This window comes from Roseofilum reptotaenium CS-1145 (assembly GCF_028330985.1).
Lineage (GTDB): Bacteria > Cyanobacteriota > Cyanobacteriia > Cyanobacteriales > Desertifilaceae > Roseofilum > Roseofilum reptotaenium.
Map to the genome: position 1 here is coordinate 1 of NZ_JAQMUE010000026.1, position 25679 is coordinate 25679.

The 25679-nt window shown below is 44.0% G+C and carries 27 protein-coding genes and 2 pseudogenes; 13 read left to right on the forward strand and 16 right to left on the reverse strand.

From position 1 onward, the window contains the following. The 3 genes and pseudogenes from PN466_RS03370 to PN466_RS03380 form a co-directional block, all read right to left on the reverse strand. Positions 1 to 327 (reverse strand): annotated as a pseudogene (locus PN466_RS03370) (serine/threonine protein kinase); the annotation flags it as partial. A 274-nt stretch (positions 328 to 601) separates the two neighbouring features. After that, positions 602 to 1975: a hybrid sensor histidine kinase/response regulator gene (locus tag PN466_RS03375; RefSeq protein WP_271936962.1), complete on the reverse strand. Its 1374-nt coding sequence runs from the start codon at positions 1973 to 1975 to the stop codon at positions 602 to 604. A 26-nt stretch (positions 1976 to 2001) separates the two neighbouring features. Beyond that, positions 2002 to 5421, reverse strand: a complete 3420-nt coding sequence (locus PN466_RS03380; protein ID WP_271936963.1) for an amino acid permease — start codon at positions 5419 to 5421, stop codon at positions 2002 to 2004. A 359-nt stretch (positions 5422 to 5780) separates the two neighbouring features. On the opposite strand from PN466_RS03380, the gene PN466_RS03385 reads away from it, so the two are divergent. The 4 genes and pseudogenes from PN466_RS03385 to PN466_RS26155 form a co-directional block, all read left to right on the forward strand. Next, a complete protein-coding gene (locus PN466_RS03385; RefSeq protein ID WP_271936964.1) occupies positions 5781 to 6779 on the forward strand; it encodes a sulfite exporter TauE/SafE family protein in 999 nt (332 codons plus the stop codon). 86 nt (positions 6780 to 6865) lie between these two features. Further along, on the forward strand, positions 6866 to 8251 hold the full coding sequence (locus tag PN466_RS03390; RefSeq protein ID WP_271936965.1) for a VWA domain-containing protein: 1386 nt from the start codon (positions 6866 to 6868) through the stop codon (positions 8249 to 8251). Between the two features lie 8 nt (positions 8252 to 8259). Further along, the gene (locus PN466_RS03395) at positions 8260 to 8883 is read left to right on the forward strand and encodes a pseudouridine synthase (RefSeq protein ID WP_271936966.1); all 624 of its coding nucleotides are present in this window, start codon (positions 8260 to 8262) and stop codon (positions 8881 to 8883) included. Between the two features lie 122 nt (positions 8884 to 9005). After that, positions 9006 to 9128: pseudogene (locus tag PN466_RS26155) on the forward strand (hypothetical protein); the annotation flags it as partial. A 48-nt stretch (positions 9129 to 9176) separates the two neighbouring features. On the opposite strand, the gene PN466_RS03400 reads toward PN466_RS26155, so the two are convergent. After that, the gene (locus PN466_RS03400; protein ID WP_271936967.1) at positions 9177 to 9383 is read right to left on the reverse strand and encodes a hypothetical protein; all 207 of its coding nucleotides are present in this window, start codon (positions 9381 to 9383) and stop codon (positions 9177 to 9179) included. Positions 9384 to 9529: 146 nt separating this feature from the next. Between PN466_RS03400 and PN466_RS03405 the strand changes: the two genes are divergently transcribed. After that, positions 9530 to 10495 carry an aldo/keto reductase gene (locus PN466_RS03405; protein WP_271936968.1) on the forward strand — a complete coding sequence of 322 codons (966 nt, stop codon included), beginning with the start codon at positions 9530 to 9532 and terminating at the stop codon, positions 10493 to 10495. Positions 10496 to 10580: 85 nt separating this feature from the next. Then, entirely contained in the window at positions 10581 to 11012 is a 432-nt protein-coding gene (locus tag PN466_RS03410) for a hypothetical protein (protein ID WP_271936969.1), read from the forward strand. A 134-nt stretch (positions 11013 to 11146) separates the two neighbouring features. Here PN466_RS03410 and PN466_RS03415 read toward each other — a convergent pair whose 3' ends face one another. Next, positions 11147 to 11602 carry a molybdenum cofactor biosynthesis protein MoaE gene (locus PN466_RS03415; RefSeq protein ID WP_271936970.1) on the reverse strand — a complete coding sequence of 152 codons (456 nt, stop codon included), beginning with the start codon at positions 11600 to 11602 and terminating at the stop codon, positions 11147 to 11149. Between the two features lie 36 nt (positions 11603 to 11638). Here PN466_RS03415 and PN466_RS03420 point away from each other — a divergent pair, with 36 nt between their 5' ends. Together PN466_RS03420 and PN466_RS03425 are read left to right on the forward strand one after the other, a co-directional pair. After that, on the forward strand, positions 11639 to 12082 hold the full coding sequence (locus PN466_RS03420; RefSeq protein WP_271936971.1) for a VOC family protein: 444 nt from the start codon (positions 11639 to 11641) through the stop codon (positions 12080 to 12082). A gap of 27 nt (positions 12083 to 12109) precedes the next feature. Continuing rightward, positions 12110 to 13090 carry an aldo/keto reductase gene (locus PN466_RS03425; RefSeq protein WP_271936972.1) on the forward strand — a complete coding sequence of 327 codons (981 nt, stop codon included), beginning with the start codon at positions 12110 to 12112 and terminating at the stop codon, positions 13088 to 13090. Between the two features lie 68 nt (positions 13091 to 13158). Here the strand turns inward: PN466_RS03425 and PN466_RS03430 are convergent, their stop codons facing one another. Further along, positions 13159 to 13764, reverse strand: coding sequence for a M23 family metallopeptidase (locus PN466_RS03430; RefSeq protein WP_313898522.1), 606 nt, complete (start codon positions 13762 to 13764; stop codon positions 13159 to 13161). 211 nt (positions 13765 to 13975) lie between these two features. Between PN466_RS03430 and PN466_RS03435 the strand changes: the two genes are divergently transcribed. Continuing rightward, on the forward strand, positions 13976 to 14332 hold the full coding sequence (locus tag PN466_RS03435) for a DUF6464 family protein (RefSeq protein WP_271936973.1): 357 nt from the start codon (positions 13976 to 13978) through the stop codon (positions 14330 to 14332). Between the two features lie 20 nt (positions 14333 to 14352). Here the strand turns inward: PN466_RS03435 and puuE are convergent, their stop codons facing one another. The 6 genes from puuE to PN466_RS03465 form a co-directional block, all read right to left on the reverse strand. Continuing rightward, positions 14353 to 15264: an allantoinase PuuE gene (puuE, locus tag PN466_RS03440; protein ID WP_271936974.1), complete on the reverse strand. Its 912-nt coding sequence runs from the start codon at positions 15262 to 15264 to the stop codon at positions 14353 to 14355. A 45-nt stretch (positions 15265 to 15309) separates the two neighbouring features. Next, complete coding sequence (locus PN466_RS03445; RefSeq protein ID WP_271937010.1) at positions 15310 to 15666, reverse strand: slr1659 superfamily regulator; 357 nt, start codon at positions 15664 to 15666, stop codon at positions 15310 to 15312. 84 nt (positions 15667 to 15750) lie between these two features. Next, the gene (locus PN466_RS03450; RefSeq protein ID WP_271936975.1) at positions 15751 to 16326 is read right to left on the reverse strand and encodes a DUF6272 family protein; all 576 of its coding nucleotides are present in this window, start codon (positions 16324 to 16326) and stop codon (positions 15751 to 15753) included. Positions 16327 to 16469: 143 nt separating this feature from the next. Beyond that, the gene (locus PN466_RS03455) at positions 16470 to 17030 is read right to left on the reverse strand and encodes a GGDEF domain-containing protein (protein WP_271936976.1); all 561 of its coding nucleotides are present in this window, start codon (positions 17028 to 17030) and stop codon (positions 16470 to 16472) included. Positions 17031 to 17073: 43 nt separating this feature from the next. Then, positions 17074 to 17331 (reverse strand): diguanylate cyclase, encoded by a 258-nt coding sequence (locus tag PN466_RS03460; protein ID WP_271936977.1) that lies wholly within the window; start codon positions 17329 to 17331, stop codon positions 17074 to 17076. Positions 17332 to 17475: 144 nt separating this feature from the next. Further along, positions 17476 to 17670 carry a SpoIIE family protein phosphatase gene (locus PN466_RS03465; RefSeq protein WP_271936978.1) on the reverse strand — a complete coding sequence of 65 codons (195 nt, stop codon included), beginning with the start codon at positions 17668 to 17670 and terminating at the stop codon, positions 17476 to 17478. A 48-nt stretch (positions 17671 to 17718) separates the two neighbouring features. Between PN466_RS03465 and PN466_RS03470 the strand changes: the two genes are divergently transcribed. Beyond that, on the forward strand, positions 17719 to 19221 hold the full coding sequence (locus tag PN466_RS03470; RefSeq protein WP_271936979.1) for a DEAD/DEAH box helicase: 1503 nt from the start codon (positions 17719 to 17721) through the stop codon (positions 19219 to 19221). A 1-nt stretch (position 19222) separates the two neighbouring features. Here the strand turns inward: PN466_RS03470 and PN466_RS03475 are convergent, their stop codons facing one another. The 3 genes from PN466_RS03475 to PN466_RS03485 are packed head-to-tail and all read right to left on the reverse strand — an operon-like array spanning position 19223 to position 21474. Further along, positions 19223 to 20209, reverse strand: a complete 987-nt coding sequence (locus tag PN466_RS03475) for an Rpn family recombination-promoting nuclease/putative transposase (RefSeq protein ID WP_271936980.1) — start codon at positions 20207 to 20209, stop codon at positions 19223 to 19225. A 17-nt stretch (positions 20210 to 20226) separates the two neighbouring features. Continuing rightward, positions 20227 to 21138: an ATP adenylyltransferase family protein gene (locus tag PN466_RS03480; protein WP_271936981.1), complete on the reverse strand. Its 912-nt coding sequence runs from the start codon at positions 21136 to 21138 to the stop codon at positions 20227 to 20229. A 57-nt stretch (positions 21139 to 21195) separates the two neighbouring features. After that, a complete protein-coding gene (locus PN466_RS03485; protein ID WP_271936982.1) occupies positions 21196 to 21474 on the reverse strand; it encodes a DUF1830 domain-containing protein in 279 nt (92 codons plus the stop codon). Positions 21475 to 21822: 348 nt separating this feature from the next. On the opposite strand from PN466_RS03485, the gene PN466_RS03490 reads away from it, so the two are divergent. The 3 genes from PN466_RS03490 (at position 21823) to PN466_RS03500 (ending at position 24863) form a co-directional block, all read left to right on the forward strand. Continuing rightward, positions 21823 to 22794 carry a protochlorophyllide reductase gene (locus PN466_RS03490; protein WP_271936983.1) on the forward strand — a complete coding sequence of 324 codons (972 nt, stop codon included), beginning with the start codon at positions 21823 to 21825 and terminating at the stop codon, positions 22792 to 22794. Between the two features lie 351 nt (positions 22795 to 23145). Further along, positions 23146 to 24366 (forward strand): geranylgeranyl reductase, encoded by a 1221-nt coding sequence (chlP, locus tag PN466_RS03495; RefSeq protein ID WP_271936984.1) that lies wholly within the window; start codon positions 23146 to 23148, stop codon positions 24364 to 24366. A gap of 194 nt (positions 24367 to 24560) precedes the next feature. Further along, entirely contained in the window at positions 24561 to 24863 is a 303-nt protein-coding gene (locus tag PN466_RS03500; protein ID WP_271936985.1) for a hypothetical protein, read from the forward strand. Positions 24864 to 24943: 80 nt separating this feature from the next. Here PN466_RS03500 and PN466_RS03505 read toward each other — a convergent pair whose 3' ends face one another. Further along, a complete protein-coding gene (locus tag PN466_RS03505) occupies positions 24944 to 25657 on the reverse strand; it encodes a phycobilisome rod-core linker polypeptide (protein ID WP_271936986.1) in 714 nt (237 codons plus the stop codon). Positions 25658 to 25679: the final 22 nt, after the last annotated feature.

Sequence of the window (25679 nt, forward strand, 5' to 3'; positions counted from 1 at the left end):
ATCTAAATAATTTCCTAGGTCTAAGGACTCCTCTTTTGCTACGGCTTTGTCTAGAGATATTGCCCCTTCCTCGGGCATAACTAAGGCGTAACCACTACCATAGCGCTCCAAGCTTAGGGGAACGACAATACCGGTGGAGTTCAGGTTTTTAGAAATGACATACTGGTTGCGGAACTGCACCAGTTCGCTAAAACTGGGGTAGGAGTTGCGTAACAATTTGATCACGACGTTTAGGGAGTCGGATAGGCGGGTTCCTTGATAGACTAGGGTTCGTTCTCCTTCATATATGTTTTGTCCAATTTGATAGCCGGGAAGTGTTGGAGTCATTGGTCTAGTCTTTATTAGGGATAGCGATCGCCAAAGAAGACCTTTGTTCTATTCAGAAGTATAGTTTACTTCTGTTGTTGGTACGGGTCTGTTTTGCCTAATTTGATAACCAGGTAACTTCAAGACCATTTGTCTATGTACTTTTGGCGGAATTTAGATTATAGCCTTTATATTAGATTCAAGTAGAGATCGCGATCGCTCCTTCATGGTGATGCGATTCCTCCTATCTTGCAGAAGAGTCTATAACCTGGTTTTGGCGATCGCCAAAACCTATCTACTTCTTATTTTTTGTATTATTTGATACAGGAATGGAGATCGTAAACTCAGTTCCTTTACCCAATTCTGATATGAAAGCTATAGTTCCACCATGTTTTTCTTGGACAATTTTGTAGGCGATCGCCAGTCCCAAACCCGTACCTTTTCCCACCGCTTTAGTCGTAAATCCTTGCTCGAATATTTTCGCTTTCACCTCTTCTGGCATTCCCCTACCATTATCCGCAATTTTAACAACGATACATTTTTTATCTTGACCAAATTTCGTACTGATAGTAATGCAATTGGGTTGTGTTTCTATTTCTGTAAATGCTTTTCCTGCATTGCTTTCATCCAAGGCATCAATAGCATTAGACAAAAGATTCATAAAGACTTGATTGATGGGGCCAACATAACAGTTCACTTCAGGAATATCGCCATAGTTTTTCACGATCTCAATAGCGGGTCGTTCTTCATTAGCTTTCAGCCGATATTTGAGAATTAAGAGAGTGCTATCTAGACCCTCATGGAGATTGAATTTAACTTTTTCACCGGCATCACTGCGAGAAAAAGTTCGCAACGACGTACTAATATTTTGAATGCGATCGCATCCCGTTTGCATTGATTCAATTAGTTTGGGAAAATCTTCCCGAATAAAATCAGGATCAAACTCTTCAATCTCGTCCAGAACTGACTCAGGAGGGGACGTATTTTCTTGATAGAGAGCCAGAATTTCAAGTAAGTCTTGCAAATAGTCTTGTGCAGCCCCGATATTCCCACCAATAAAACCGAGAGGATTATTGATTTCGTGGGCGACTCCTGCCACCAATTGACCTAATGTAGCCATTTTTTCACCTTGGACTAATTGCAGTTGGGCTTCTTGAAGCTGCTCCAAGCGTCGGCACAATTCTTGGTTGGTCTGTCCCAATTGTTCATTCATCTGTTGCAGTAGTACATTTTGTTCCGCTAATTTTAGATCTTGAAGTTCATTTTTTTGCTGTAATTCCTGTTGTAGGCGGTGCAAAGAGAGATGGGTTTTTACCCTCGCCCAAACCTCTTCCGCCTGAAATGGCTTAGTGATATAATCAACTCCACCGACTTCAAAGGCCTTTAATTTGTCTAGCACCTCATCAAAAGCACTGACAAAAATCACAGGAATATCTCGCGTTCTTTCATCCTCTTTGAGGTGCTGACAGACTTGGTAGCCATCCATCTCTGGCATGGAAATATCCAGTAATATCAGGTCTGGATAGTCTAAATGAATGCCTTGGAGGGCTAATTTACCGCTCGGAATGGGTCTAATGGTATATCCTTTCTCTGATAACAAACCCATCAATAGTTGTAAGTTAGCGGGACTATCATCAATAATTAAGATATTGCCTGAATCGCCGTTCATTTGCTCACTATTCATAGAGGTTGATATTATTCGGTCAGTAAATTTAGAATTTTCTGATAGTCAAAGCGATCGCAACATGCTTTGATCGCCTGAGCTAAAGCGGGATCGTCAGCAGCAATCTCGTCTAGAACAATGGCCAACAGCTTCAGATTGCCCGTGAGTAACAATTCCTGCAATTGTTGCCGAAGAGTCTCTGGGAGTTCCATCAACGCTTCGCGGGTTAATGTATTTTCTGTGGAAGTTGCACTGGAAGTGTCAATTTCTTCTAGGCCTTCATAAACATACCGCACCCCTAAATGTTTCTGTATAGCCTCAAGGATTTCTTCTTGTCGAAATGGTTTGCGTAAAAAGTCATCGCAGCCAGCAGAGACAACCACTGCTCTCTCTTCTTCTAAGACACTAGCAGTGAGGGCAATAATCACCGTATTTTGTCCTTGAATCGTCGCTTTGATGCGCCGTGTTGCTTCGTATCCATCCAGAACTGGCATCCTCATATCCATCCAAATCAAGTGCGGTTCCCAACTGTGCCAATTTTCTATGGCTTCTTTGCCATTGCTGGCTTCTTTAAGTTCAAACCCCAAGGGAGATAGCAATTGGTTTAATAACTTACGATTCAAAGGCTTGTCATCGACCAGTAAAATCCGGTAGCGAGGTTGACCGGGTTCGAGGGCGATAACATGCCGTTTGGGTCTGCGCTCTTCGACTTGGTCTCGTTCTATAGGAATAGCATTGATATCGAATTGAAAGACTGTGCCTTTTCCAACTTGGGATTGAACCGTTAGCTCACCTCCCATCAATTGCACAAAGGAACGGCTGATCGTTAGGCCTAATCCGGTTCCCTCTTGGGACTTTTTGCCGCTGGTGGTTTGGGAAAATGCTTCAAAGAGCTGGTCTAATTCTTGTTCTGCAATTCCAGCTCCGGTATCTTCTACTTCAAAAATCAGTTTAATCTGGGTATCGGAGTAGATGGGACTAGGTGCGACTCTCACCGATACTCCTCCCGTTTCTGTAAATTTAATAGCATTGTTAATCAAGTTAATCAGAATTTGGCGCACTTTGAGTTCATCGGTACAAATATACCGGGTTAAATCCGGCTCCCACGCTACTGCTAAGTTGAGTCCTTTTGCCTCTGCTTTCAAGTGTAGTAAATCTTCTATATCGGAGAGTAAGCGGTACAGATCAAAATTCTTGGGATTCAGAGTGGTTCGTCCAGCTTCAATTTTCGAGAGGTCGAGAACATTGTTAATCAACGTTAGCAAATGTTCTCCACTACGGTTGATAATGCTAACGTTTTCCTGCTGTTCTTCTGGCAGGGTTTGGGAGCGAATCATCAGTTGGGAAAAACCAAGAATGGCATTGAGGGGCGTTCTCAGTTCGTGACTCATGCTGGCAATAAAGTTGCTTTTTGCAGCGCTGGCAGTATCGGCTTTTTCTTTGGCAAGTTGGAGTTCGGCAGTGCGTTCTTGAACTCTCAATTCTAATTGTTGCGCTTGCTCTCTGAGTTGGGACTCTGATTTTCGTAGGGCGGCTTCAGCTTGTTTTTGTTCAGTAATATCGCGCAGAATAATGACATTTTCTTCAAAAAAGTTGTGGGTTAATTCTGAGGTGGACATTTCTAGGACGATCGCCCGTTCCCCCAAGATTAATTGCTGTTCGCTCAGTCGCGGCCAACTTTCTACAGTATCCGGCAAATTTCTTAAATAGTCTTTGAGGGGGCGGCCGATCAGGTCGCGTCTATCGGTTTCAAATAATGCAGTCATGGCTGGGTTAACCTGGCGAATAACTCCCAGGCGGTCAATCGCTCCGATGGCATCTTGGGCAATGGTAAATAAAAGTTCCGCTTGTTCTCTGGCTTCGGCAATTCTAGCAACTTGAGGTAAGCTCGTCCAACAGGCGATCGCTACTCCTACAAATCCCACCGTTAAGATAACAATCACTAGCACGCTATTTCGGATCTCTGGGGGTAGCCAGTGGAATCGAGAACTCATCGACCAACCGAGTGCTGCTGCCCCGCAAACGAGAAAGATCAATACCGAGACTTGAAGCCCAACAAAATCATTAAAATCTCCGGCTGGCCTCATTTGATAGCGCTTGTTCCACCAAGTGGGCTGAAAAATGGGCAGTTTTAAGGACCATTGATCGATCGCGCGATCGGCTAAAATCAGTACGATGGGGATAGCTAAACCGACACAAAAATCAGTCACGCTCCAAGCCAAACCGCCAACCACCAGCACCAGGGTTTCGATTATTAGAAAACCGAGAGACCACCACGGCCAAAGCACTTCCGGCTTTTCACGATTGAGCCATAGTCCCAGATGAAGCACCATCATGGAAACGAGATAGCCAATTCCGGTGATCGAGATAATCCGCAAAACATTTCCCCAAATTAAACAAGCAATGCTAATGATTAGTGTGGCAGTGAGGGCAGGGCCTAAAACACCTCGACGGGACACCACGCCAAATACTGGGGCAATATAGTCATCAAGAGCAAGTTGGTAGAGAACCCTGGCACTTAGGGCGACTGTGGTGGCACAACTGAGCAAAGAGGCAAAGGCAATAAGCAATACAATTAATACGGTAGCCGAGTCTCCCCAAAAGGCCTGAGCGCTTTGGATCAAGTTGACCAGAGCATCGTCTCCGAATGTGCGATCGCTATCCAATCTCATCACAACCCAAGAGCCGCCAATATAGACAATGGGTAATAGTCCAGCAGTCAGTTTCAGATAGTGGAGTGCTGAACTGGGTTGGCGACTATCAGCAATAAAGGCCGTTGCACCTTCACTGGCATAAACAGCATAGACCGCGACTAAATACCATTTTGCCCATTCTACTGGAGCAAAGGGAGACCAGCGATCGGGGAAAAAGCCTGGACTGTCCGGAGACAGAACTAACCACCCCAATCCCTGAATCGCAAAAACTAGGAGGAAGCCGATCGCCGGCAGCATAAAGATCAGGTGTAGAATGGCTAGGGCGCGGTTGCCACTGAACGCTAAGATAAAGGCAATTAAGGTAAAGCCAATATTGAGAGCTGTATTGGGGATCTCAATGCTATAGGGCGTTAGGAGCGCTGCAATTAAATCCGTCAAAACAATAGCATTAATGGGAATCAGAGCTGCCCAACTAATGAAGTAACCACTAGCTGCATATAAACCCAAACCTGGATAAGGCTTTAGCAAGCGGGTTGCGTAGTTGGATGTGCCGCCCGACATCTCCGGCCAATAACTGCCCAACCGAGCTAATTGGAGATTGAGTAAGATCGCCACAATCACAGCAGGCAACCAAACCCATAGTGCTTGAGGGCCCAAAGCATAATGCATTCCAATCACTGTTCCCGGCCAGACTAATAATCCCGTGAGGCTAAATCCAAAATCTTCTAAGCGACTAAAACTACGAGTTAGCCGCATGGTTAGTTTCTGATGTTGATGTTGGGCGACTAAGCGGGACATAGGCTAGAGTAGCAATTATTTTAGTTTCCCAGAAGTAAATAAATACTTGAATCTGGATCGGGTCAATCTGCTGACTATGGATGGATTCACCAGCTAGCAGCCAGTAGGATAGCGAATCGACTTTTCTCCCATAGTTGCTCTAACTCTTTTTACTCCCTAGCATCTAGCTCAGTCAAGATATAGCATTTTCCCTTGGTAATAGGTTATGGAGATGACAGGGAAGGGAGTTTGATTACTATCGGCGATCGCCTTTAGGATAATTGTGTTAGCTTAATCTGAAGTTTCTGTTCACTCTTCGACCTACCCAGTCGGAAAAAAAACTCTATTTTTTTATTCAATAACTTAAGAGGACTAAACCCTTGACTCCCCCTAATAAGATCTCTGTTCGCAAAGGCACAGTCACGATCTGTATCGCCCTTACAGTTTGGACAATCTGGTTAAGCTTACTCGGTATCAATCGAGCTATTTCTTATGTTATGGAGTATTGGGAAATTGCTTTAACGATGATCTTTGGATCGGCAGTTTCTGGAGGAACAAGTCTGGGAGGAGCAGCAGTTATTTTTCCTGTATTTACTAAGGTTTTACATATTGACCCCTCAGAGGCTAAAATATTTTCCTTAGCCATTCAAAGTATCGGCATAACAGCCGCCGCCATAGGGATCGTCTTGACCGGCATTCGAGTCGATTGGCGGGTTATTTGTTGGGGCAGTATTGGAGGTCTAATCGGTATGGTTTTCGGTGCAATTTTATTAGCCCCTGTTTTGCCTCCAGATGTAATAAAAATGTCATTTACAGTTCTACTTGCTAGTTTTGGGATTACATTATTAGCCTTAAACCGATTACCGAGAGAAGTCCATCTAGGGATGCCAATCTGGACGGCAAATGAGCGAATCATCTGGCTACTCGCTGGAACTATGGGCGGAATCATTAGTAGTCTAGTCGGTAGTGGAATTAATATATTTTGTTTTTCTGTGATGGTGATTCTCTTTCGATTTTGCGAAAGAGTTGCTACGCCAACTTCTGTAATTTTGATGGCCACAAATGCTGTTTTTGGATTTGCGTTTTATGCCTGGATATTGAATGATTTTATAGAGCCTGTTCGGAGTTACTGGTTGGCAGCAATTCCTGTGGTTGTGGTCGGCGCTCCTCTGGGGGCAATATTATCTTCTCTCTTAACTCGGCAAACTCTTGCTAATATAGTAATTGGCTTGATTTCGCTAGAAATCATCAGTTCTTTATTACTGGTGGAGATGACTTCACTCGCTATCTATTCTAGCTTAATTGCTATGATGTTTTTTTCGGGTCTGAATTACTGGATGTACCGGACTAATATCTATAGTAAGGAATCAGTTGATTAGGACAGTTGGGTTATGTTTTGAGGCAATAGGGTTAGAGTTTATATGAAATCGATCGTAAAAAAGAAAAGATATTCGAGATTCAATCTATGACTACTGAATTAACTAAAGGTGCACGATTTAATCTGTCCCAAAACTATCCCGATCTACAAAAAATCCAGATAGCAGTGGGTTGGAGAACTACAGAGTCGGGATATGATATTGATGGTTCAGCGTTTATGTTAGGGGCAAATGGATTGATTCCTGCCGAAGAATATTTTGTATTTTATAATAATCCCCGATCGCCCGATCGCGCTTTGCAACGACTAGAAGATTCTCGAGAAGGTCGGCAAAGCTTTATGCTTGATTTGAGTCAAATTAGCCCGGTGATTACTGAACTGGTGTTTGTCGTTACTATTCATGAAGGAGTGGAGAAAAACCAAAGTTTTTGTTACATTGACCAAGCCTTTATGGCGATCTCCAATCCCCAAACCCAGGAAGAATTAGCCCGTTATGCTTTAACTGAGGCATTTACCTCAGAAACCGCTCTAGAATTTGGTCGCATTTATCAAAAAGGAGGACAATGGCGTTTTCATGCCCTGGGTCAAGGGTATGATTCTGGATTACAAGGCTTTTTAGACCAATATCATCAAGAAAGAGCAACCCCACCCGCTCGTGTTCCTGTTGCCCCCGAACCCATCCGCAGAGCAAAAGCGGTTGAATTAGAGAAAAAATTGGAAAAGGAAGCGCCTCTGTTATTCGATTTAGTCAAAAAAGCCGATATTTCTTTGCAAAAGGCAAATTTAACTGACCATCAAGCGCAAGTTGCCCTCTGTTTAGATGTTTCTGGTTCTATGTACTCACTCTATCACTCCGGTAAAATTCAACGGTTGGCGGAAAAAATATTAGCCCTCGGTTGTCGGTTTGATGATGATGGAGCGATTAAGATTTTCTTGTTTGCCGGAAATTCCCAGGATATGGGTGAGATGACGGTCGAGAACTTCCATAATTTTATCGGTCAAGCTCAAAATCAATATCGAGGTTCAGGAGGAACTAACTATTCTCCCGCATTGCAAGCCATTAGAAATACTTATTTTCCTGATGCGAGAGGTGCAAATCGGCGATCGCCATTTAAGGCTAATGTACCAGTTTACGTGATGTTTGTCACCGATGGGCGACCGTTCGATCGTGACCCGTCCGAACAACAGTTAAAATGGTCATCCTATGAGCCGATTTTCTGGCAATTTATGGCGATTGGGAAATCGAGTAAAGATGTCACATCGAAGCGTGGGGGCATTTTAGGCTTTTTGAGCGGTGGCAGTCAATTTGAGTTTTTAGAAAATTTGGATGATTTGGAGGGACGATATATCGATAATGCAGATTTCTTCAGTGTAGAAGATCCAGAGGCGATCGCCGACCAAGAGCTGTACGATCTACTGATGACAGAATATCCCAACTGGCTCAAAACTGCCCGCGATCGAGGTTTACTACCCTAGTGATGCCCATGAAATCTGCTTCTAGCGGCGATCGGCCTCAGCGCTATCTCCTGTTTTACAAACCTTACAATGTTCTCTGTCAATTCACGGATAATAATCCCCATACCCAAGGCAAATCAGCCAGGAAAACCCTGAAGGATTATATACCTATTCCTGGTGTTTATCCCGTAGGCAGATTAGACCGGGATAGTGAAGGGTTGCTGCTCTTAACTAATGATGGCATTCTACAGCATCGTCTCTCTGACCCACGCTATCGCCATCCGCGCACCTACTGGGTACAAGTAGAACGCATTCCTGACGACCAAGACTTAAATCCCCTGCGTCAAGGCATCAAGCTCAAAGACGGTAAAACTCGGCCTGCCCAAGTACAAATTATCCCTGAACCGAATCTTCCAGAACGCAATCCACCGATTCGCCACCGGAAAACCGTCCCCACATCTTGGTTGGAAATAACACTCACAGAAGGACGAAATCGTCAGGTACGGCGGATGACAGCAGCGGTAGGATATCCGACATTAAGATTAGTGCGGGTTTCCTTAGCAGGGTTAGGATTAGGAGCTTTAAACCCTGGCCAATGGCGCGATTTGACCCCGGAAGAAGTGGGCAATATAGCAAGGAGCTGGTTAAGTTAGGACAGCTAAATTGTGGTTTTAGGGAACAGGCAATAGAAAATGTCTTCATTTTCCCTTCTTTTGCTATACAAAATCAGTGGGCAGAAAGCACAAACAACCAGAAATGCTAATTTGTTGATTTAGGAATGACGAAATTAATGGCTGCTCGCAAAGCGAAAGAAAAATTTGTTGTTGCAATTAAAAGATTTACGAACCCTTGGGCGATCGCTGATTTAAGAATAAGTTTTGGGTCAATATTTGATTGAGACTGAAGTGTCAGAAACAGCGCTCTTAGGGAAGCGGAGCAGTGCAGTTTAATCTACCACTCGTAGACGACCTTGGCGTAATCCTTCAAATACTCGATCGATTTGGCGTTGATCGGCAAAACTTAGGGCATCTTTAGATAACAATAATCTCATAAAACCCTCTTGATCGGCGCGAGAAATTTGGCGAGTTTCAAAAATTCGCTCTATAATTTGCTCAAGATTTACTGTTGATGGACTAGCTAAACTCGTTTTCATCTCAATTCTATTGGTAAATAGGAAACTTAAGAGGATTAGATCGCACAGTCAGATTGAAGAACAGGCGACATACTCCTGGAGATGCGAAAGAAACCTTTTAGTTAAATTATACTGGATTTTAGAAAATAGTGCAGGCAGGTCAAGGGATGAAACGACGGACTTTTTTCCTTATAAGTAGCGCGATCGCCTCTTTAGGCGCAACTCTAAGTGCCCTAAGTCGCTCTTTTTCCCGCTCTCCAGTGGTTTTGGCTAATTCAGGAACTCCTTTACCGGAGCGAATTTTGGGCAAAACGGGGGAGAGCTTACCGGTTTTTGGCTTAGGAGGAGCAGGAAAAACGCCCCTATCCTGGAATGGAGCAGAGTCAGAAGCGATCGCCATTATTGAACGGGCACTAGAATTGGGCATTCGTTATTTTGATACAGCCGCTAGTTATGGTCCTAGTGAAAATTATTTAGGAAAAGTTTTACCCTCCTATCGATCGCAAGTATTCTTAACCACGAAAACGGCTGCTCGCGATCGCGATGGTGCTTGGCGAGAGTTAGAACAGTCTTTGAAGCGTTTGCAAACCGACTATTTGGATGCTTGGCAATTTCACCATGTCTCTTTTGGGGAAGAATTGGATCGCATATTTGCCCAAGATGGGGCGATCGCTGCTTTAGAAGAAGCCAAAGCCCAAAAAATTGTTCGGTTTAGTGGCATTACCGGACACCATGAACCCGCTATTCTTGTAGAAGGATTAAACCGTTATCCCTTTGATACCACGCTGGTGTCGATCAACGCAGCCGATAAACATCATCCCCGTCCCTTTATCCCCACAGTTTTACCCGTTGCCCAACAAAAAAATCTTGGTGTTATAGCCATGAAAATCCCTGCCTATGGCAAACTTTTAGAACCCGGAAGATTAACCAGTATGGATCAAGCCCTAGGCTATGTTTTATCCCAACCTGAAATTCATTCCTGTATTGTTGCTGCTGAACATGTCACTCAACTGGAAGAAAATGTTAAGGTGGCCCAAGCCTTTCAATCCCTATCCTTAGACCAACTCGAAGCCATTGAAAAACTTACCGCCGAAACTTGGCAAGAAGCCACATTTTTCCGCCGTTGGACTTAATGAAGTTTAACGATAATTTTCTTGACTTGTATTGACTCTCGTGGTGTTAGACAGGGTATCCTCTTATGGTGAAGTCAAATAGGTTATGTTTGATCGAATTAAAAACCAAGCCCAAGAAAGAGCCGCCGAAGTTGCAGATGCAGCTCAAGAAAAAATTGAAGATGTTATTGATGAATTTAACAAATTTCTGCCCTTAGCAGAAGACCTAGGTTTAAGCCTAGATAGCTTTAATATTGAAGCTGGAATTTTACCGGAAATCAATGCGACTTTAATCGGTTCTGTTGATCAAATTGATAATGAAACCGTTGAGCGCATCATTGCCGAAAATGAGAATAACCAGCTCTTAGTCGCTGCCCTAAAAGCTGTCTTGATGGCCAAAGGCTTTCATGAAAAACTCGAGGGCGTGTATATTCAGATCCTACAAGATTTGGTCATTGATATTAAATTGGGTATTCCTCCCAGTATTTCTTGTAAATTCAAAAAATCGAATCACAACAACGACAAAAAAGAGAAGTAAAGTGCTTCGCGCTAGGCAATAGGCTTGCTTTGCAATAGCTTGTATAGCTTAGGTTCTAAGGCTTCAAGCTGTACCTCAGAGAAGAGAGAAACGCTATAATACCAGTAGGGGCGAAAAACAAAAACTTTTCGCCCCTATTGTCTTTTTCCGGACTTCTGCAAGAAGTCTACTGAAGGTTTCACCCAACTTTGTGTTCCATCTGCCCAACATTCGTTTTTCCAGATGGGAGCATCTTCCTTGAGTGCATCAATGGCATACTGACAAGCAGCAAAGGCTTCTGCTCGGTGAGGACTACCCACGGCAATAATCACACTCACTTCACCAATTTCCAAATATCCTAACCGATGGTGAATCACCACTCGATTTACGCTAGGATAGGCTTGATGAATACGTTGGGCAATCTGCTTAAAGATTTCTAGAGCCATCGGTTTATAGGCTTGATAATCGAGAGCGATCACCGGTTTCCCTTCGGTTTGATTGCGAACCATACCGCTCATCAGGGCGATCGCCCCATTGCCGGGATCTTCTGCTAAATGATACACTTCTTCTAACGAGAGGCGATCGCGAGTAATCTTAAACTGCTCTAACATAACACCATAGCCATCATTCACTAAACCTATCTAAACATGAACTCCCCGCCCCTCCTTCAAGGTCACCTGAAAACCGTCCATCATATTGCCCTCAACGTCAAAAACATGGACGCTTCCCGGCACTTTTACGGTCAAATCCTAGGCTTAGAAGAACTCACGGGCGAACAAGTCCCCGAAACCCTCATTAACCTCGTCGCTGCTGGAAAAGTTGCCAACTTTCGCACTCCCGATGGCATCATTATAGACCTGTTCTGGGAAGCTGAATTATCTCCCCCAGACCCCAATCCTAAAACCCAATTTACCCGCGCCAACCATCTCGCCTTTGATATTGCCCCAGAAGACTTCGATCGTGCCGTTTCTGTCCTCCAGCATCATCAAGTAGAGATCGATCACGGCCCCGTCAGTCGCCCCACAGGACGTGGAATTTACTTCTACGATCCCGATGGTTTTCTCGTCGAAATTCGCTGCGATCCCGATTAATTATTTTATCAGATTTTACCCTTAAAAATGGCAAGCACTTCCACCTTATCTTTACCCAAAATGGGATGCGGAACCTGGGCATGGGGCAATCGATTACTCTGGCAATATGACCCTACCATGGATCGAGACTTACAAAACGTCTTTAATCTCTGTGTGAGCAATGGCATTACCCTATTCGACACTGGAGATTCTTATGGAACCGGTAAATTCAATGGCCAAAGTGAAAAGCTCCTCGGACAATTTGCCCAAGAGTGTATTGCTGCCAATATAGATAGTCTTTGTATCGCCACCAAACTCGCCCCTTATCCTTGGCGCTTCACCCGAAATGCCATGGTGCAAGCCGGAGAAGCATCCGCTCAACGCTTGCAACGACCCATTGATTTAGTGCAAATTCATTGGTCTACTGCTAATTATGCTCCTTGGCAAGAATGGGCACTCTTGGATGGGTTAGCTGATTTATATGAACAGGGAAAAGTAAAAGCAGTGGGTTTATCCAATTATGGGCCCAAACGCTTACAAAAAGTGGTCAAGCACTTGCAAAACAGAGGCATTTCTGTTCTTACCCTACAGGTACAATATTCTCTCTTATCTACCGCTCCAGTGACCCAACTGAATCTTAAAGCGGTCTGTGATGATTTGGGCATTCAACTGATTGCCTATAGTCCCTTGGCGTTAGGACTGTTAACCGGAAAATATATGGAATCTGGACAATTACCCCAAGGACTGCGTAAAGGGTTATTTCAGGAATTATTACCCCAAGTCAAACCGGTTTTAGAGTGCCTGCAAGCGATCGCCAAGTTTCGCCACAAAACCCCCTCGCAAGTAGCATTAAATTGGTGTATGGCCAAAGGTTCGATTCCGATTCCTGGCGCAAAGAATACTCGTCAAGCTCAGGAAAATATAGGCGCATTAGGTTGGCCTTTAACCCCTGGGGAAGTCGATGAATTAGATCGAGCAGCGGCAGGTTTGAAAAAGGGAATGGTCAAGAATATTTTTCAGACGGGTTAAAGGAATTGGGGAATAGGGAATAGGCAAAAGGCAATTTCCCCGTGTCCCCGTGTATCCGTGTCTCCCAATTACCGTCCAGCAACGCGAGATTGAGACATGGCCAATAAAATCATACTGGGATCAACCCATTGACCGGCGTATTTCAAGCCCCAATGCAAGTGCGGGCCACTGGTGCGTCCGGTCATACCGATTCTACCAATGCGATCGCCAGAATTCACCATCTGACCTTCCCAAAGAATAATGCCACCAGCCTGATCCATCAAATAGGGACGACCTTGATGGGTTCCTACCCGTCCCTTGACATGGCAATAAATATGCTCCCAATATCCTGACTCAATCACAATTCCTGTGCCGCAGCGATTATCTTCCCACACTTCCACGACCCTTCCAGTCCACCAACTGCGAATATAACTACCATAGGGAGCGGCCAAATCTAAACCGTAATGATAGCCTCCAGCACGGGGCCCAAACCGGGACGTATACTCCACAAAATTTTCCACAGGAAATGAAGCACTATTCCAACCCCTCATGGCCGCCATTGGTACCGATTCTACCACCTGGCCTCGATCAATCTCGATACTTTGAGTTGGCAATCCCGTTGCATTCAACCCCAACGTCAGGCTTAAGCCCAAAAACGCTTTCCAGAACCCTAATCTATGTTTGCGTGCTACCATGATTCCTCTGTGCGATCGCTCTAGATAATGTACTAAAAAATCTATGTTTAGACCATTCTCATTGCTGTTGCGATCATCCGGATACCCCAGACTATCACTTCAGCTCATCTGCATTTTATAAAAAAATCTAAAATCCCGATGGCCATAACTCATTCAATGCGATACCTTAAAGGATTATTGTACGCAGATTAAGTCATCATCAAGATCATCAATGGAACCTGATTTATTGCCCACAGAGATTATTGTCACCCATCCCCGTGAGAACTTAGGCAAAATTCAACTCGACTGGACTCCCCAACCGGGAAACTATCTTAATATTGAAGGCAAAACCTATACTGTTCTGGAGCGTCGTCATCGCTATACCCTAAAATCGGGCCAATATCGTTTACACAAAATTGCCCTCTATGTTCAACCGTCCTCCCCTCCCAGAGAACAAAGCTTAGTCGAGGGACGGTGGATTATTGGCGATAGTACTTGTCGCTTTAATGCCTTATCTGAATTAATTCGTTGTGCAGTCTATCCAGAAGGCCCCTGTTCTAGTTGTAGATTCTATGAACAGAGAACTTGAGCTGTATTAATCTTCATTGTCTAGTCATCGGGATAATGATATTTATGCCAATGACGAGCAATATCTACCCGACGACAAATCCAAATCCGCTCGTGCTGTTGCACATAATCTAAAAAGCGAGCCAAAGCTGCCGCTCGTCCAGGTCTTCCTGCTAATCGGCAATGTAGACCAATACTGAGCATTTTGGGACTCTCTTCACCTTCTGCGTACAAGAGGTCAAAGGCATCTCGCAGATAAGTAAAAAACTGATTTCCACTATTAAAGCCTTGGTAAGTGGCAAACCGCATATCATTGGTATCTAGAGTATAGGGAATGACCAAGTGGGGTGGGCCATACTCCATGATCCAGTAGGGTAAATCATCAGCATAACTATCTGCATCATACAAAAAACCCCCAGCTTCTATCACCAGTCTCCGGGTATGGGGACTCACTCGACCGGTATACCATCCCAAGGGACGAGACCCAGTTACTTGAGTATGGATTTCTATAGCTTTTGTAATATGTTCTCGTTCGGTTTCTTCGCCAATATGTTGATAGTCAATCCAGCGGTAACCATGGGAGGCAATTTCCCAGTCTGCTTGTTTCATTGCAGCTACGGCTTCTGGATTGCGCTCTAAGGCCATGGCTACCCCATAGATGGTGACGGGGATTTGGCGTTTCGTAAACAGGCGATAGAGTCGCCAGAATCCAACTCGACTTCCATATTCATAGATGGATTCCATGTTCATATTACGAACTCCATCTAAAGGTAATGCACCTATAATTTCTGAAAGAAAAGATTCAGAATGAGAATCACCATGAAGAATACAGTTTTCTCCACCTTCTTCGTAGTTAATGACAAATTGAACCGCAATTCTGGCTTGATTTGGCCATTGAGGGTCAGGAGGATGTTGGCCATAACCGATAAATTCACGAGGAGATTGAGGGAGCATAACAACCGTCCAAATGTTTTATTTCATTTCTAAATCTTGCTAAGGTTAACTTTGAAGTTCTTCCAGTTCTAAGGTTAACGAAGGCATTAACCGTTGTAAATTTTTCAAAGATTTTCCTTGCCAAGGAATCCCTTTTGATCCTTTGACGACCATGGCCATATCTTTCTTCTGACGAATTTTAATTACGAATTTTGAGAGCATACTAATCCCTGAACTATTCAGAAATTCCAAGTTTCGTAAATTCAACGTAATCACAGGAGGCTGTTGTTCAGCAATCTCTTCTAAAATTTGTACAATCGGGGCATATTCATCCATGCCACTTAACCGTAGAGAGCCTTGAAAACTAATGGTTTTCGTTTCATCATCATAGTATACGTTGTAGTCCTCTGTTTTTATTTCGATAGTCATTCATTCATTCTCCTTAGTGTCGATAATTATTTTTGATTGTCTTTAACTACACTTAAACAGGATTAAGTGTTAATCAATTTATATGGGGAGTTGTACCATGGTAGTTACTTTAATTATACCAGGGTGATCGGGAACCGTTTCAAAGCTCCATCCCAACTTGGCAAAGTAGTCATTAAGCATGGTCAACAGTCCTAATCCTGAATTAGAGCTGCTCTCTTCTTGGGCACTACTTTCGAGTTGTTCCAAGTATAGAGTTTGAGGATCGCCTTGCTCTATTTTTTTCAAGAACGTTTGGAATTTATTCACATGTTGACCGGGGATACTGTTCGAGGTGGTAAAGATGATTTTATCTTCTCGTACTTGCAGACGAATACTAATCGGAAATTCTGAAGTTTCGTCGTTAAACTTCATGGCATTTTCTAATAATTCATTGGCAATGTAGCTGACCGCACTCTTGACTTCTGCTTGCTGTTGTTCTGAAATATCATCTTTGGCAGGGAAAAAAGTAGTCAGATAGTCAGCGAGGAAGTCTGCTGATAAGCCATTGTTGCGCCAACGCTGTTTTAAGGGAACAGAGCTGGGGGAAAATCCAATAATTAAGTATTCTGGACTCTCCGGTAAGTCGTCGATATAGTCACCAAAAGTTTCTGCCATTTTTGAATTCACCTTTGACCATTTTTCTTGCTCTATGGATTTAAATATATTGTATATAGCGTTTCTTTTTTCTCCTTAGATTTGGATAAATGAGACGGGACTTGTTCATTGTACTATGGATATTTGCTTTGAGATCAAGGAAGTTAAGGGTAAAGGATGACCCGATCGCGGCCTTGTTTTTTTGCTTGGTACAAGGCCACATCGGCTGCTTTGATTAATTCTCTAGGGGTAGATCCATGCATAGGATAGCAAGCAACACCAAGGGAAATGGTGACTGGAGCTAATTGTTGTCCTTGATGATGAACTTCAAGGTTTTTAACTTCTTGCCGCACTTGTTCAGCGAATTCCGCCGTCTCCTCCAGACTGCGATCTGGTAGGACGAGGGTTAATTCTTCTCCACCATAGCGAAATGCACTTCCTATCTGTTCCACTTGCTTTTGTAAACATTGACCAACGGCTTGGAGGACTTTATCCCCTGCATCATGACCAAATGTGTCATTAAATACTTTGAAATAATCGATGTCAATCATCACTACCTCTAAGCAGAGGTGATATCCTTTAGCGCGATTGAGTTCTCGCTCTAAGACTTCTTCGAGGTGGTGACGATTATATAGTTGAGTTAAACTATCATGAATACTTTCTTGATGGCTTTGCTCTTCAATAAAATCTGCATGTTCAGTAATCGCCTCTAAAATAATTTCCAAATCTTCTTTCTCCCTAGAGACTATTTCCAGAAGACGATTCAGTTCAGTGGTCGAGCGTTGAAGTTTTTTTTTCTACCTGCTTACGTTCCAAAACTTCTGCTCTCAGTTGTCGATTGGATTCATGAAAAAGGTTTTCTACTGTGTCTGAATGGTCTATCGTATTTTCTAAGAGAATTTCTAAGTCTTGTTTTTCTTGTTTGAGCATCCTGATTTCCTGACGCAAGCTTTCAAGTTCTGGTTGATATTGACTGAGAGATTGAGAGGAAACATCCCTAGAGGTAGACAGTTCAGGATAGGACATAGTAGATTCAATAAAATATTTAACACTCATCGGCTGGCTTTGTATCCGGATCAACGGTTATCATGGTTTTAACACTAATAAGGTGATATCGTCATAGATTTTCTGCTGATCAATATGACACAAGATGCCGTTAATGATATCTTGTCAAATGGCTTTTGTGGAATTTTGCCAATTTTGGCTGAGAATTTGACACAGACGATCTACTCCATACTGCACTTCATCTAAATTTTTCGCTTCCGTAACACCATTCGTATAAAGAAGTACGATGTTATAAATCGTGCGATTGAGGGCGGTAATTTCTTGATTGGCGTGGGAGAATGGGGCGGTGCGTTGAGTCATTGGAAATATAATGAGTAAGGATGGTCAAGGTTGAATCGATGAAGGTCTATGACTCGTATCCCCAAATTAACTTACGATCGCGGTACGCTGATTTTGCATCCCCCACCGAAGGGAAAAACTTGGGTTGATTATGCTACTTGGGACGATCGAGTAGAAAAGTTTCGTATTTTGGCGATTCATTATCGCCGGTTAATGGAAACGTTGTGGGAGGAAAAGGCTGTATTTGACGATCGCGCCAAAGAATTTTACCCCGTAGAGTTAATTCCTGCCTTAGAAATGACTCCCTATCCCCACCAGGTGGAAGCTCTGCAAGCGTGGCGGGATGCCCAACGTCAGGGGGTGGTGGTTCTGCCGACGGCTGCGGGAAAGACCTATTTGGCTCAATTAGCCATGCAGATTACCCCCCGAACGACATTGATTGTTGTGCCAACGTTAGATTTAATGCATCAATGGTATGCCCATCTAAAGGCAGCATTTCCGGATGTGGAGGTGGGGTTATTGGGGGGCGGATCGCGCGATCGCTCTCCTGTCCTTGTGGCAACCTATGATAGTGCGGCGATTCATGCGGAGGCGTTGGGGTCTCGCTATGGGTTGCTCATTTGCGATGAGTGTCATCATTTACCGACTGAGTTTAGTCGTGTGATTGCTGAATATGCGATCGCCCCCTATCGGTTAGGCTTAACTGCGACGTTAGAGCGAGCGGACGGACGACACCAAGATTTAGCCTTTTTGTTGGGGGCAACGGTGTATCAGAAAACCGCGCAAGAGTTATCAGGTAAGGCTTTAGCGCATCATGAAGTGGTGCAAATTAAGGTGAAATTGTCCCAACAGGAAAAGCAGCGATATGAAGCATTAATTGAAGAGAGGAACCAGTTTCTGCGATCGTCTAACATTTTCCTCGGTTCCGTGAAAGGCTGGCAACTCTTTGTCCGCGCCAGTTGCAGGTCTCCAGAAGGTCGTAGGGCAATGTTAGCACATCGTGAGGCCAAGGCGATCGCCCTGTCAACTGATAGTAAACTCCGCGTTCTTCAAGACCTCCTTAGCCAACATTATCCCGAAAAAATCCTCATTTTCACCGCTGATAACACCACCGTTTATCAAATTTCCCAAACGCTCCTTATTCCTGCCATTACCCATCAAACCCCCGTCAAAGAACGCCATGATATGCTTACCCGCTTCCGTCAAGGAGAATATAAAACTTTAGTCGCTTCCCACGTTTTAAACGAAGGCGTTGATGTTCCCGATGCTCGCATTGCCATTATTTTATCTGGAACCGCATCCAAGCGCGAATATATTCAACGCTTAGGGCGAGTCTTGCGGAAAGGTTCTCAAAAAAACAAACAGGCTATTCTCTACGAAGTGATTGCCGAAAACACAGCAGAAGAACGCACCTCAGAACGTCGCCGAGGAGAACCTAAAAAAGAATCTACTTCGCTCACTCCCTTACGTTTGATTTATGGTCAAGGAGAGACTCAAATCCAACGAGCAGCAGAACACACTTCATCCTACACCACAGAAACCGAAAAAGACAAAGGCAAAGACGATCTCTAAATTATGCCTCATTGCGATTAGAATGATCGGCTAACCAATAGGATAAATCTTCCAGATTAGCTAATTGAAAAATAGCAACACTGAGTAACTCTAACTCAGATAAAGACAACTCTTCTATCTGGGTTTTTAGACTCTGTTCCAGCTCTCCAAAACGCTGTTCGAGTAACCGCAATATTAATTTAAGTTGTCCCAAAAATTCTCCCTCTGCGCGTCCTTCTTCCCGTCCTTCTTCCCGTCCTTCTTCTCGTCCTTCTTCTCGTCCCTGTGCAAGTCCATCTATTCTCGCTTGCACCGCGTAACCTTGCTGGTCTAGCAGCCAGATTTCATTTTGGTGTAACTCTTCTGCTTCCTTTGGACTTAAATTAGCTCGATTAGCAATTTCTAGAGCTTTGCCAATTTCTGGCACTTCTTCTAGACGACTGGGAATCATCTGTAAATTAGGTGCTTCTTTCATAAAATAAATCCATTTGTCAGTCAAGGTTTCCAAGACTTCTAGGGATTTATTGAATTTTTGCAATTCTACAAAGATGAGTTCGATCTGTTCGCCTGGATAGTCAAATGATAATTTTTTTTCCTTTAAAGAAAAGTGAGTGATAATGGGGTCAACCTTTGGAAACAGAGGAAAATCGACAATCGTTAGGGAAATCACCGGTTGCAGTCGCGTATAACTTTGGGCAACACTGAGTTGATTGCCATAGGTTTTAGCACAGTTATATAAGACTCGCTTTTTAAATGCAGGGGTGTTATATAATTGCATTTCGATCAGTACCGTGGTGCCGTTGCTTAAGATGGCTTTGACATCAAGATAGCTGTCTTTGATGAGTCTAATGTCACTTTGATTAGAAGGATCGATAATGTCTAGGTCAGTAATTTCTGAGCGACCTTCATAGATCAGGGCGTTTAAGAAGCTAATCAGAATATCTTTACTTTGTTGGGAGCCAAAGATACGCTTAAAGGCGAAATCGGTTTTGGGACTGATAAATTCCATGATTTTATCCTCTAACTTTAGAGTCCTGAAACTTGCTGGAGTAGATTCATTAATCCTACTTTTTTTAATTGTGCCAATTTTTGAGCATCTCGGACTAATAAAGCTCCAGCAAAACCTAGGGAATTAACGGAAATGGAGTGCCAAGAGTCCTGGGAGCGGGGAATGACCATCATCCAGCGGCGAGTGATCAGTAAATTATAGGCTCCGGTTTGTTGAATGCCTGGGTTGTCTTGTTCTAAGCGTCCCACATGCCGCAGGAGCTGATAGTAGCAGTTAAGGCTCACCTGAGCGGCGTTTTCTGGGCTGTTAATTATCTCAGGGTCAAAAAAGCGAATCGCATGGGGAAAGGGCAGTTGATGGCTTTGATAGGGACTACTCTGAGGCGATTTGGAGTCGAATACCGTCTCTATGGGAATGGCAATGCCTTCGGGGATCAGGGGAAGGGGAACGAGTTGTAGGTGTTTGTGGGGTTGACTTGCCCCGGCATCCGTGCCACCATTGTAGAACCCGAGACCATCAATTTCTGCTAGGGCGAACCACAAGGCTTGAAAATCGGCAAGGGTGAGCCAATTGTCCTGGGGTTCAAAGTCGCGGGTGACGATCAGGATATGGTGGCCTACAACGTTATATTTGTTGAGCAGACAGTGGTGGGTGGGGGAGATATTGGTAAGGAAGAGGTTGCGATCGCAGGGCAAAAATGGATTAACCGGTTTGCTAGACTCTGAAGAGACTTGTTGCTTGCGTTTTTGGGCTTCTTTGCGGGCTAGGTTAGAAATAATTCTGACGAGAAAGGGAATACCCCGATCTTCGATGATTTCGTAGTTGGTGAGAATAGGATGTAGGGCCCCGCAACTTAAGGCATACTGGGTTTGTTGGCGAATTCGGTCACTTAATGTGCCAGGGGTGAATAATGGGGAATTCGTTTGCATCCGTAGTTGAGGGCCCTTAGTTTCTTCAGCCTTATGATAGGGCTTTCAGGGACAGATTTAAACAGCCAGAGCTTCAGGTTCGCTGATGCAGAGGCGATCGCATAATATCTCAGTCACTAACTTGACATTTTCTGGCTCATACCCTTGATAAATTTCCAGATGTGCAGAAGGAGGCGCTTCAAATAACAGGTATTCTTGGGGGAATACCACCCGTTCAAAATACCAGTTGGGAATATTGGTAATTCGGGCAATCTGAATCGATTCAGTTCCGTTTTTATAGCTACAGACTAAACGCTGAGACTGGAGTTGAGATAAGGCATCAAGAATTTGGCTCATGTTAAGAGGAGATTAATTGACTTTTAACTAAATGGTCTGCATCTCTGAGAACGGGATCAGAGCAGGGTTATATCCCAAAAAAACATAACCTAATACTATCATACCTATTTTTTTATCTTTAGGTTGATCATGGAAAAAATACATAACCAACATGCGAATTCAGGTAATTTTTGTCTGGAAAGTAATTATTCTAGGAAAAGATGGTGCTGAAATGTTGATCCTCCCATCTAGGATGAGAAATTGCCCCTTGCGGGTTTGAGCGGTTGCGATCGCCCCCTTTTCCCCATATGCTAAATAAATCTAGACCAAATCTTACATAACTTGGGTCAATCGAGTTTAATTAACCATATGGGACAAAAACGTAACTTAACTGCAATCATCACAGGCGCATCCTCTGGAGTCGGCTTATACGCAAGTAAGGCTATGGCTAAACGGGATAACTGGCATGTTATCATGGCTTGCCGTAACCTAGAGAAGGCTGAAGCGGCGGCTAGGGAATTGGAGATTCCCAAGGATGCGTATACAGTTATGCCTTTAGATCTAGCAGATTTACAGAGTGTGCGTAACTTTGTTAATACCTTCCATGAAAGTAAACGCGCTCTAGATGTACTATTGTGCAATGCGGCAGTATATCTACCGTTGCTGAAAGAACCCCAGCGGTCAGTAGATGGTTATGAGGTCAGTGTCGCCACGAACCACCTGGGTCATTTTCTTCTATGCAACCTACTCTTAGACGATCTGATTCAGTCTAAATTCTCCAACCGTCGCCTGATTATCCTGGGAACAGTAACAGCAAATACGAAAGAGCTAGGGGGTAAAATTCCCATTCCTGCCCCTCCTGATTTAGGCGATATGAAAGGATTGGAACAAGGATTTAAAGCTCCGATTTCTATGATTGATGGCAAGAAATTTAAATCAGGTAAAGCCTACAAAGATAGCAAACTTTGTAATATGCTCATTACCCGCGAACTCCATCGCCGCTATTATGAATCGACTCAAATTGTGTTCAATTCGCTCTATCCCGGATGTGTGGCAGATACGCCTCTATTCCGCAATCATTATCCCCTATTCCGTACAATTTTCCCCCTATTTCAAAAGAATATTACCGGTGGCTATGTTTCCCAAGAATTAGCTGGAGAACGGGTTGCCGACGTAATGGCCGAGCCAGAATATCAACAATCTGGAGTTCATTGGAGTTGGGGAAACCGCCAAAAAGAAGGCCGCCAAGCCTTCGCACAAGAACTTTCAGCCGAAGGAAGTGATATGGAAAAGGCAAAACGTTTATGGGAGTTGAGTGAAACGTTAGTGGGACTCTCTTAATCAGAATTAAGCAAGGAAAGTCCCTCTCCTGTGAGAGAGGGCAATATCTTGTCGATTCACCAAACTAATCGTAATCAAGAGGGGCAATGGCTGTTTGCCCCTATACCGTGTCTGCTTTTCATTTAAAAACGCTATAGAACCCCTTGAGCAACTTGTCTTTCAAGAATTGATGACAGCACGAAGCGCTAATGTAACGATGGATTTATGTTAACCATCAGTGCCCTCACATATTTCGTATCATTGTGTTAAACTCTGTTGCAGTTTAGTTACATTACGCCCCAACTGGCCCAGAAAACCCCCAGAAAATGGTACGATTCAATCCGTGTTGTGTAACGATTGTGGAGAAAACCTTTGGGTATAAGGGTTGCTGTAGTAGGATCGGGGCCAGCAGGTGCAAGCACTGCTGAGACCCTAGCAAAGGCAGGGATTGAAACTTATCTGTTTGAGCGTAAGCTAGACAACGCGAAACCCTGCGGTGGAGCTATTCCCCTCTGTATGGTCAGTGAATTTGACTTACCGCCTCAGATTATTGATCGGCGCGTAAGAAAGATGAAAATGATCTCGCCATCTAACAGAGAAGTTGATATTAATATAGAGCGGGAAGACGAATATATTGGTATGTGTCGCCGGGAAGTGCTAGATGGCTTCATGCGCGATCGCGCAGCCGAACTGGGCGCTACTTTAATTAACGGAACGGTCCAGAAACTGGAAATTCCCACCAATAGCACAGATCCCTATACCCTGCACTATAGTGACCATTCTCAGGGAGGCACGGTTGGAGTGGCGAAAACTCTCCAGGTTGATGTTGTCGTTGGTGCAGATGGAGCAAACTCCAAAGTCGCTAAAGCGATTAAAGCAGGAGACTATAACTACGCGATCGCCTTCCAAGAGCGTATCCGTATTCCCGATCATCTAATGAACTACTATGAAGACTTGGCGGAAATGTATGTCGGAGACGATGTATCGCCAGACTTCTACGCTTGGGTATTCCCCAAATACGACCATGTGGCTGTCGGAACGGGAACGATGAAAGTTAACCAAGCCAAAATTAAACAATTGCAAGCCGGAATTCGCGCTCGTGCTGCCAAGCGCTTGGTTGGCGGAGAAATTATCAAGGTGGAAGCCCACCCCATCCCCGAACATCCCCGTCCCCATCGAGTACGCGGTCGGGTTGCCCTCGTGGGTGATGCCGCAGGAACCGTAACCAAGTCTTCTGGAGAAGGAATTTACTTTGCTGCCAAGTCCGGTCGTATGTGTGCAGAGGCGATCGTCGAATTTTCCAACAACGGTCAACGCATTCCCACAGAAGACGATCTCAAGGTTTACATCAAACGCTGGGATAAGAAATATGGCCTGACCTACAAGGTACTCGATATCCTGCAACAGGTCTTCTATCGCAGCGATGCCACCCGCGAAGCCTTTGTCGAAATGTGTTCCGATAAGGACGTACAACGGCTAACCTTTGACAGCTACTTGTACAAAACCGTGGTTCCCGCGAATCCCTTGATCCAAATGAAGATTACTGCGAAAACCATTGGTAGCTTGCTCCGGGGTAATGCTTTAGCCCCTTAAGTGCTGTAACTTACTGTACGTATCGCCAATACGAATCAACATCGATAAGATCCTCCCTCTCATACAGAGGGGGGATTTTTAATGGTCATCGCCCTGGACTTATTTAGAATTATTTGCAATAATGATCTTGTTAAACCTCACGACACAGATGAGGATGAACAACAAAATTTATTACAGATTGAGGAAATAGATAGATGCTCCAAACGACTCTGGCACAGACTTTATCGATCGCCATAGAATCAGTATGTCCTCTAGCCTTATCAGCCTTATTTCTTGGATTCTGCGGAGCAGTGGTTGCAGCCTTTCAAAAAGCCATCCCTCAGATGAAACGGCTGCATTCTGTGCCTTGCAATTATTGTGTGTATTTTACAGGCTGTCATTATCTCAAATGCACCGTTCACCCGTCTAAAGCATTAACAGAGGAGGCGATTGACTGTCGTGACTTTGAACACCTATCCTACAGAAAATCCTGTTGCACTAAAGATTGTAAAAGTTAGTTAAGCGAAAGAAGGGAAACCTTGAAAATGCAAGGTTTCCCGATTAACCATCTATATAAAACAACTGGAGAACTCAGACCCTATTGAGGAGCAGCGATAAAGATCAAGGTTGTAATCAATATTACTACAGCAAGTGCAGGAACAATCAATAACACCCGACGGTAAACTGCGGCACTGCAATCTTGGACTCCATTGCTAAAAGTTCGCAATAATCCCAACCTTTGTAATTGTCGCAGATAAGAGGCATCATAACGGGCCATCCGTGCAAACGGAAGGTCACCTTGCGATCGCTGGGGCAAAATCCGCCGCCGTTGATACGGGACAATATCATCTCCGAAGTTTTCTTGATATTCTTCAGTATCAAGCAACTGATCGATAAATCCGCGCAATCCTTTGGTGGCTAAAACAATTGACCAAGCCAGCTTTTCTTGAGGATTATACACTTCACGTCCTAAAAAGCGTTGAATGCACATTTCGACAAACCGATAATTATTATTGGTGTCGTAATTCAAGCGCCGAAACGAATCCGAAAGAGCCAAACCGCGCATAAAACCGCGCACGGTAATTTCGCCGTGACGGAATTGCGATTCTAAAGCAAGTTGGCGATTAAACGCGATCATTTGTTGTTCATTAAACACCTGTCGATAACCCGCCCAAATAATTTCATCGATTTCTGTTCCTTTGGGCAAGTTTTCAGCGCTGTAAATCCTCGGTTGTTCATCCCCAGGAATTTCATAGTTTTTGACTCGCTGATTTTGGCTCGACAGTGGATAAGTTAAAAGGGGAAGATTCATGTCACACTTTTGTCCGTTGAGT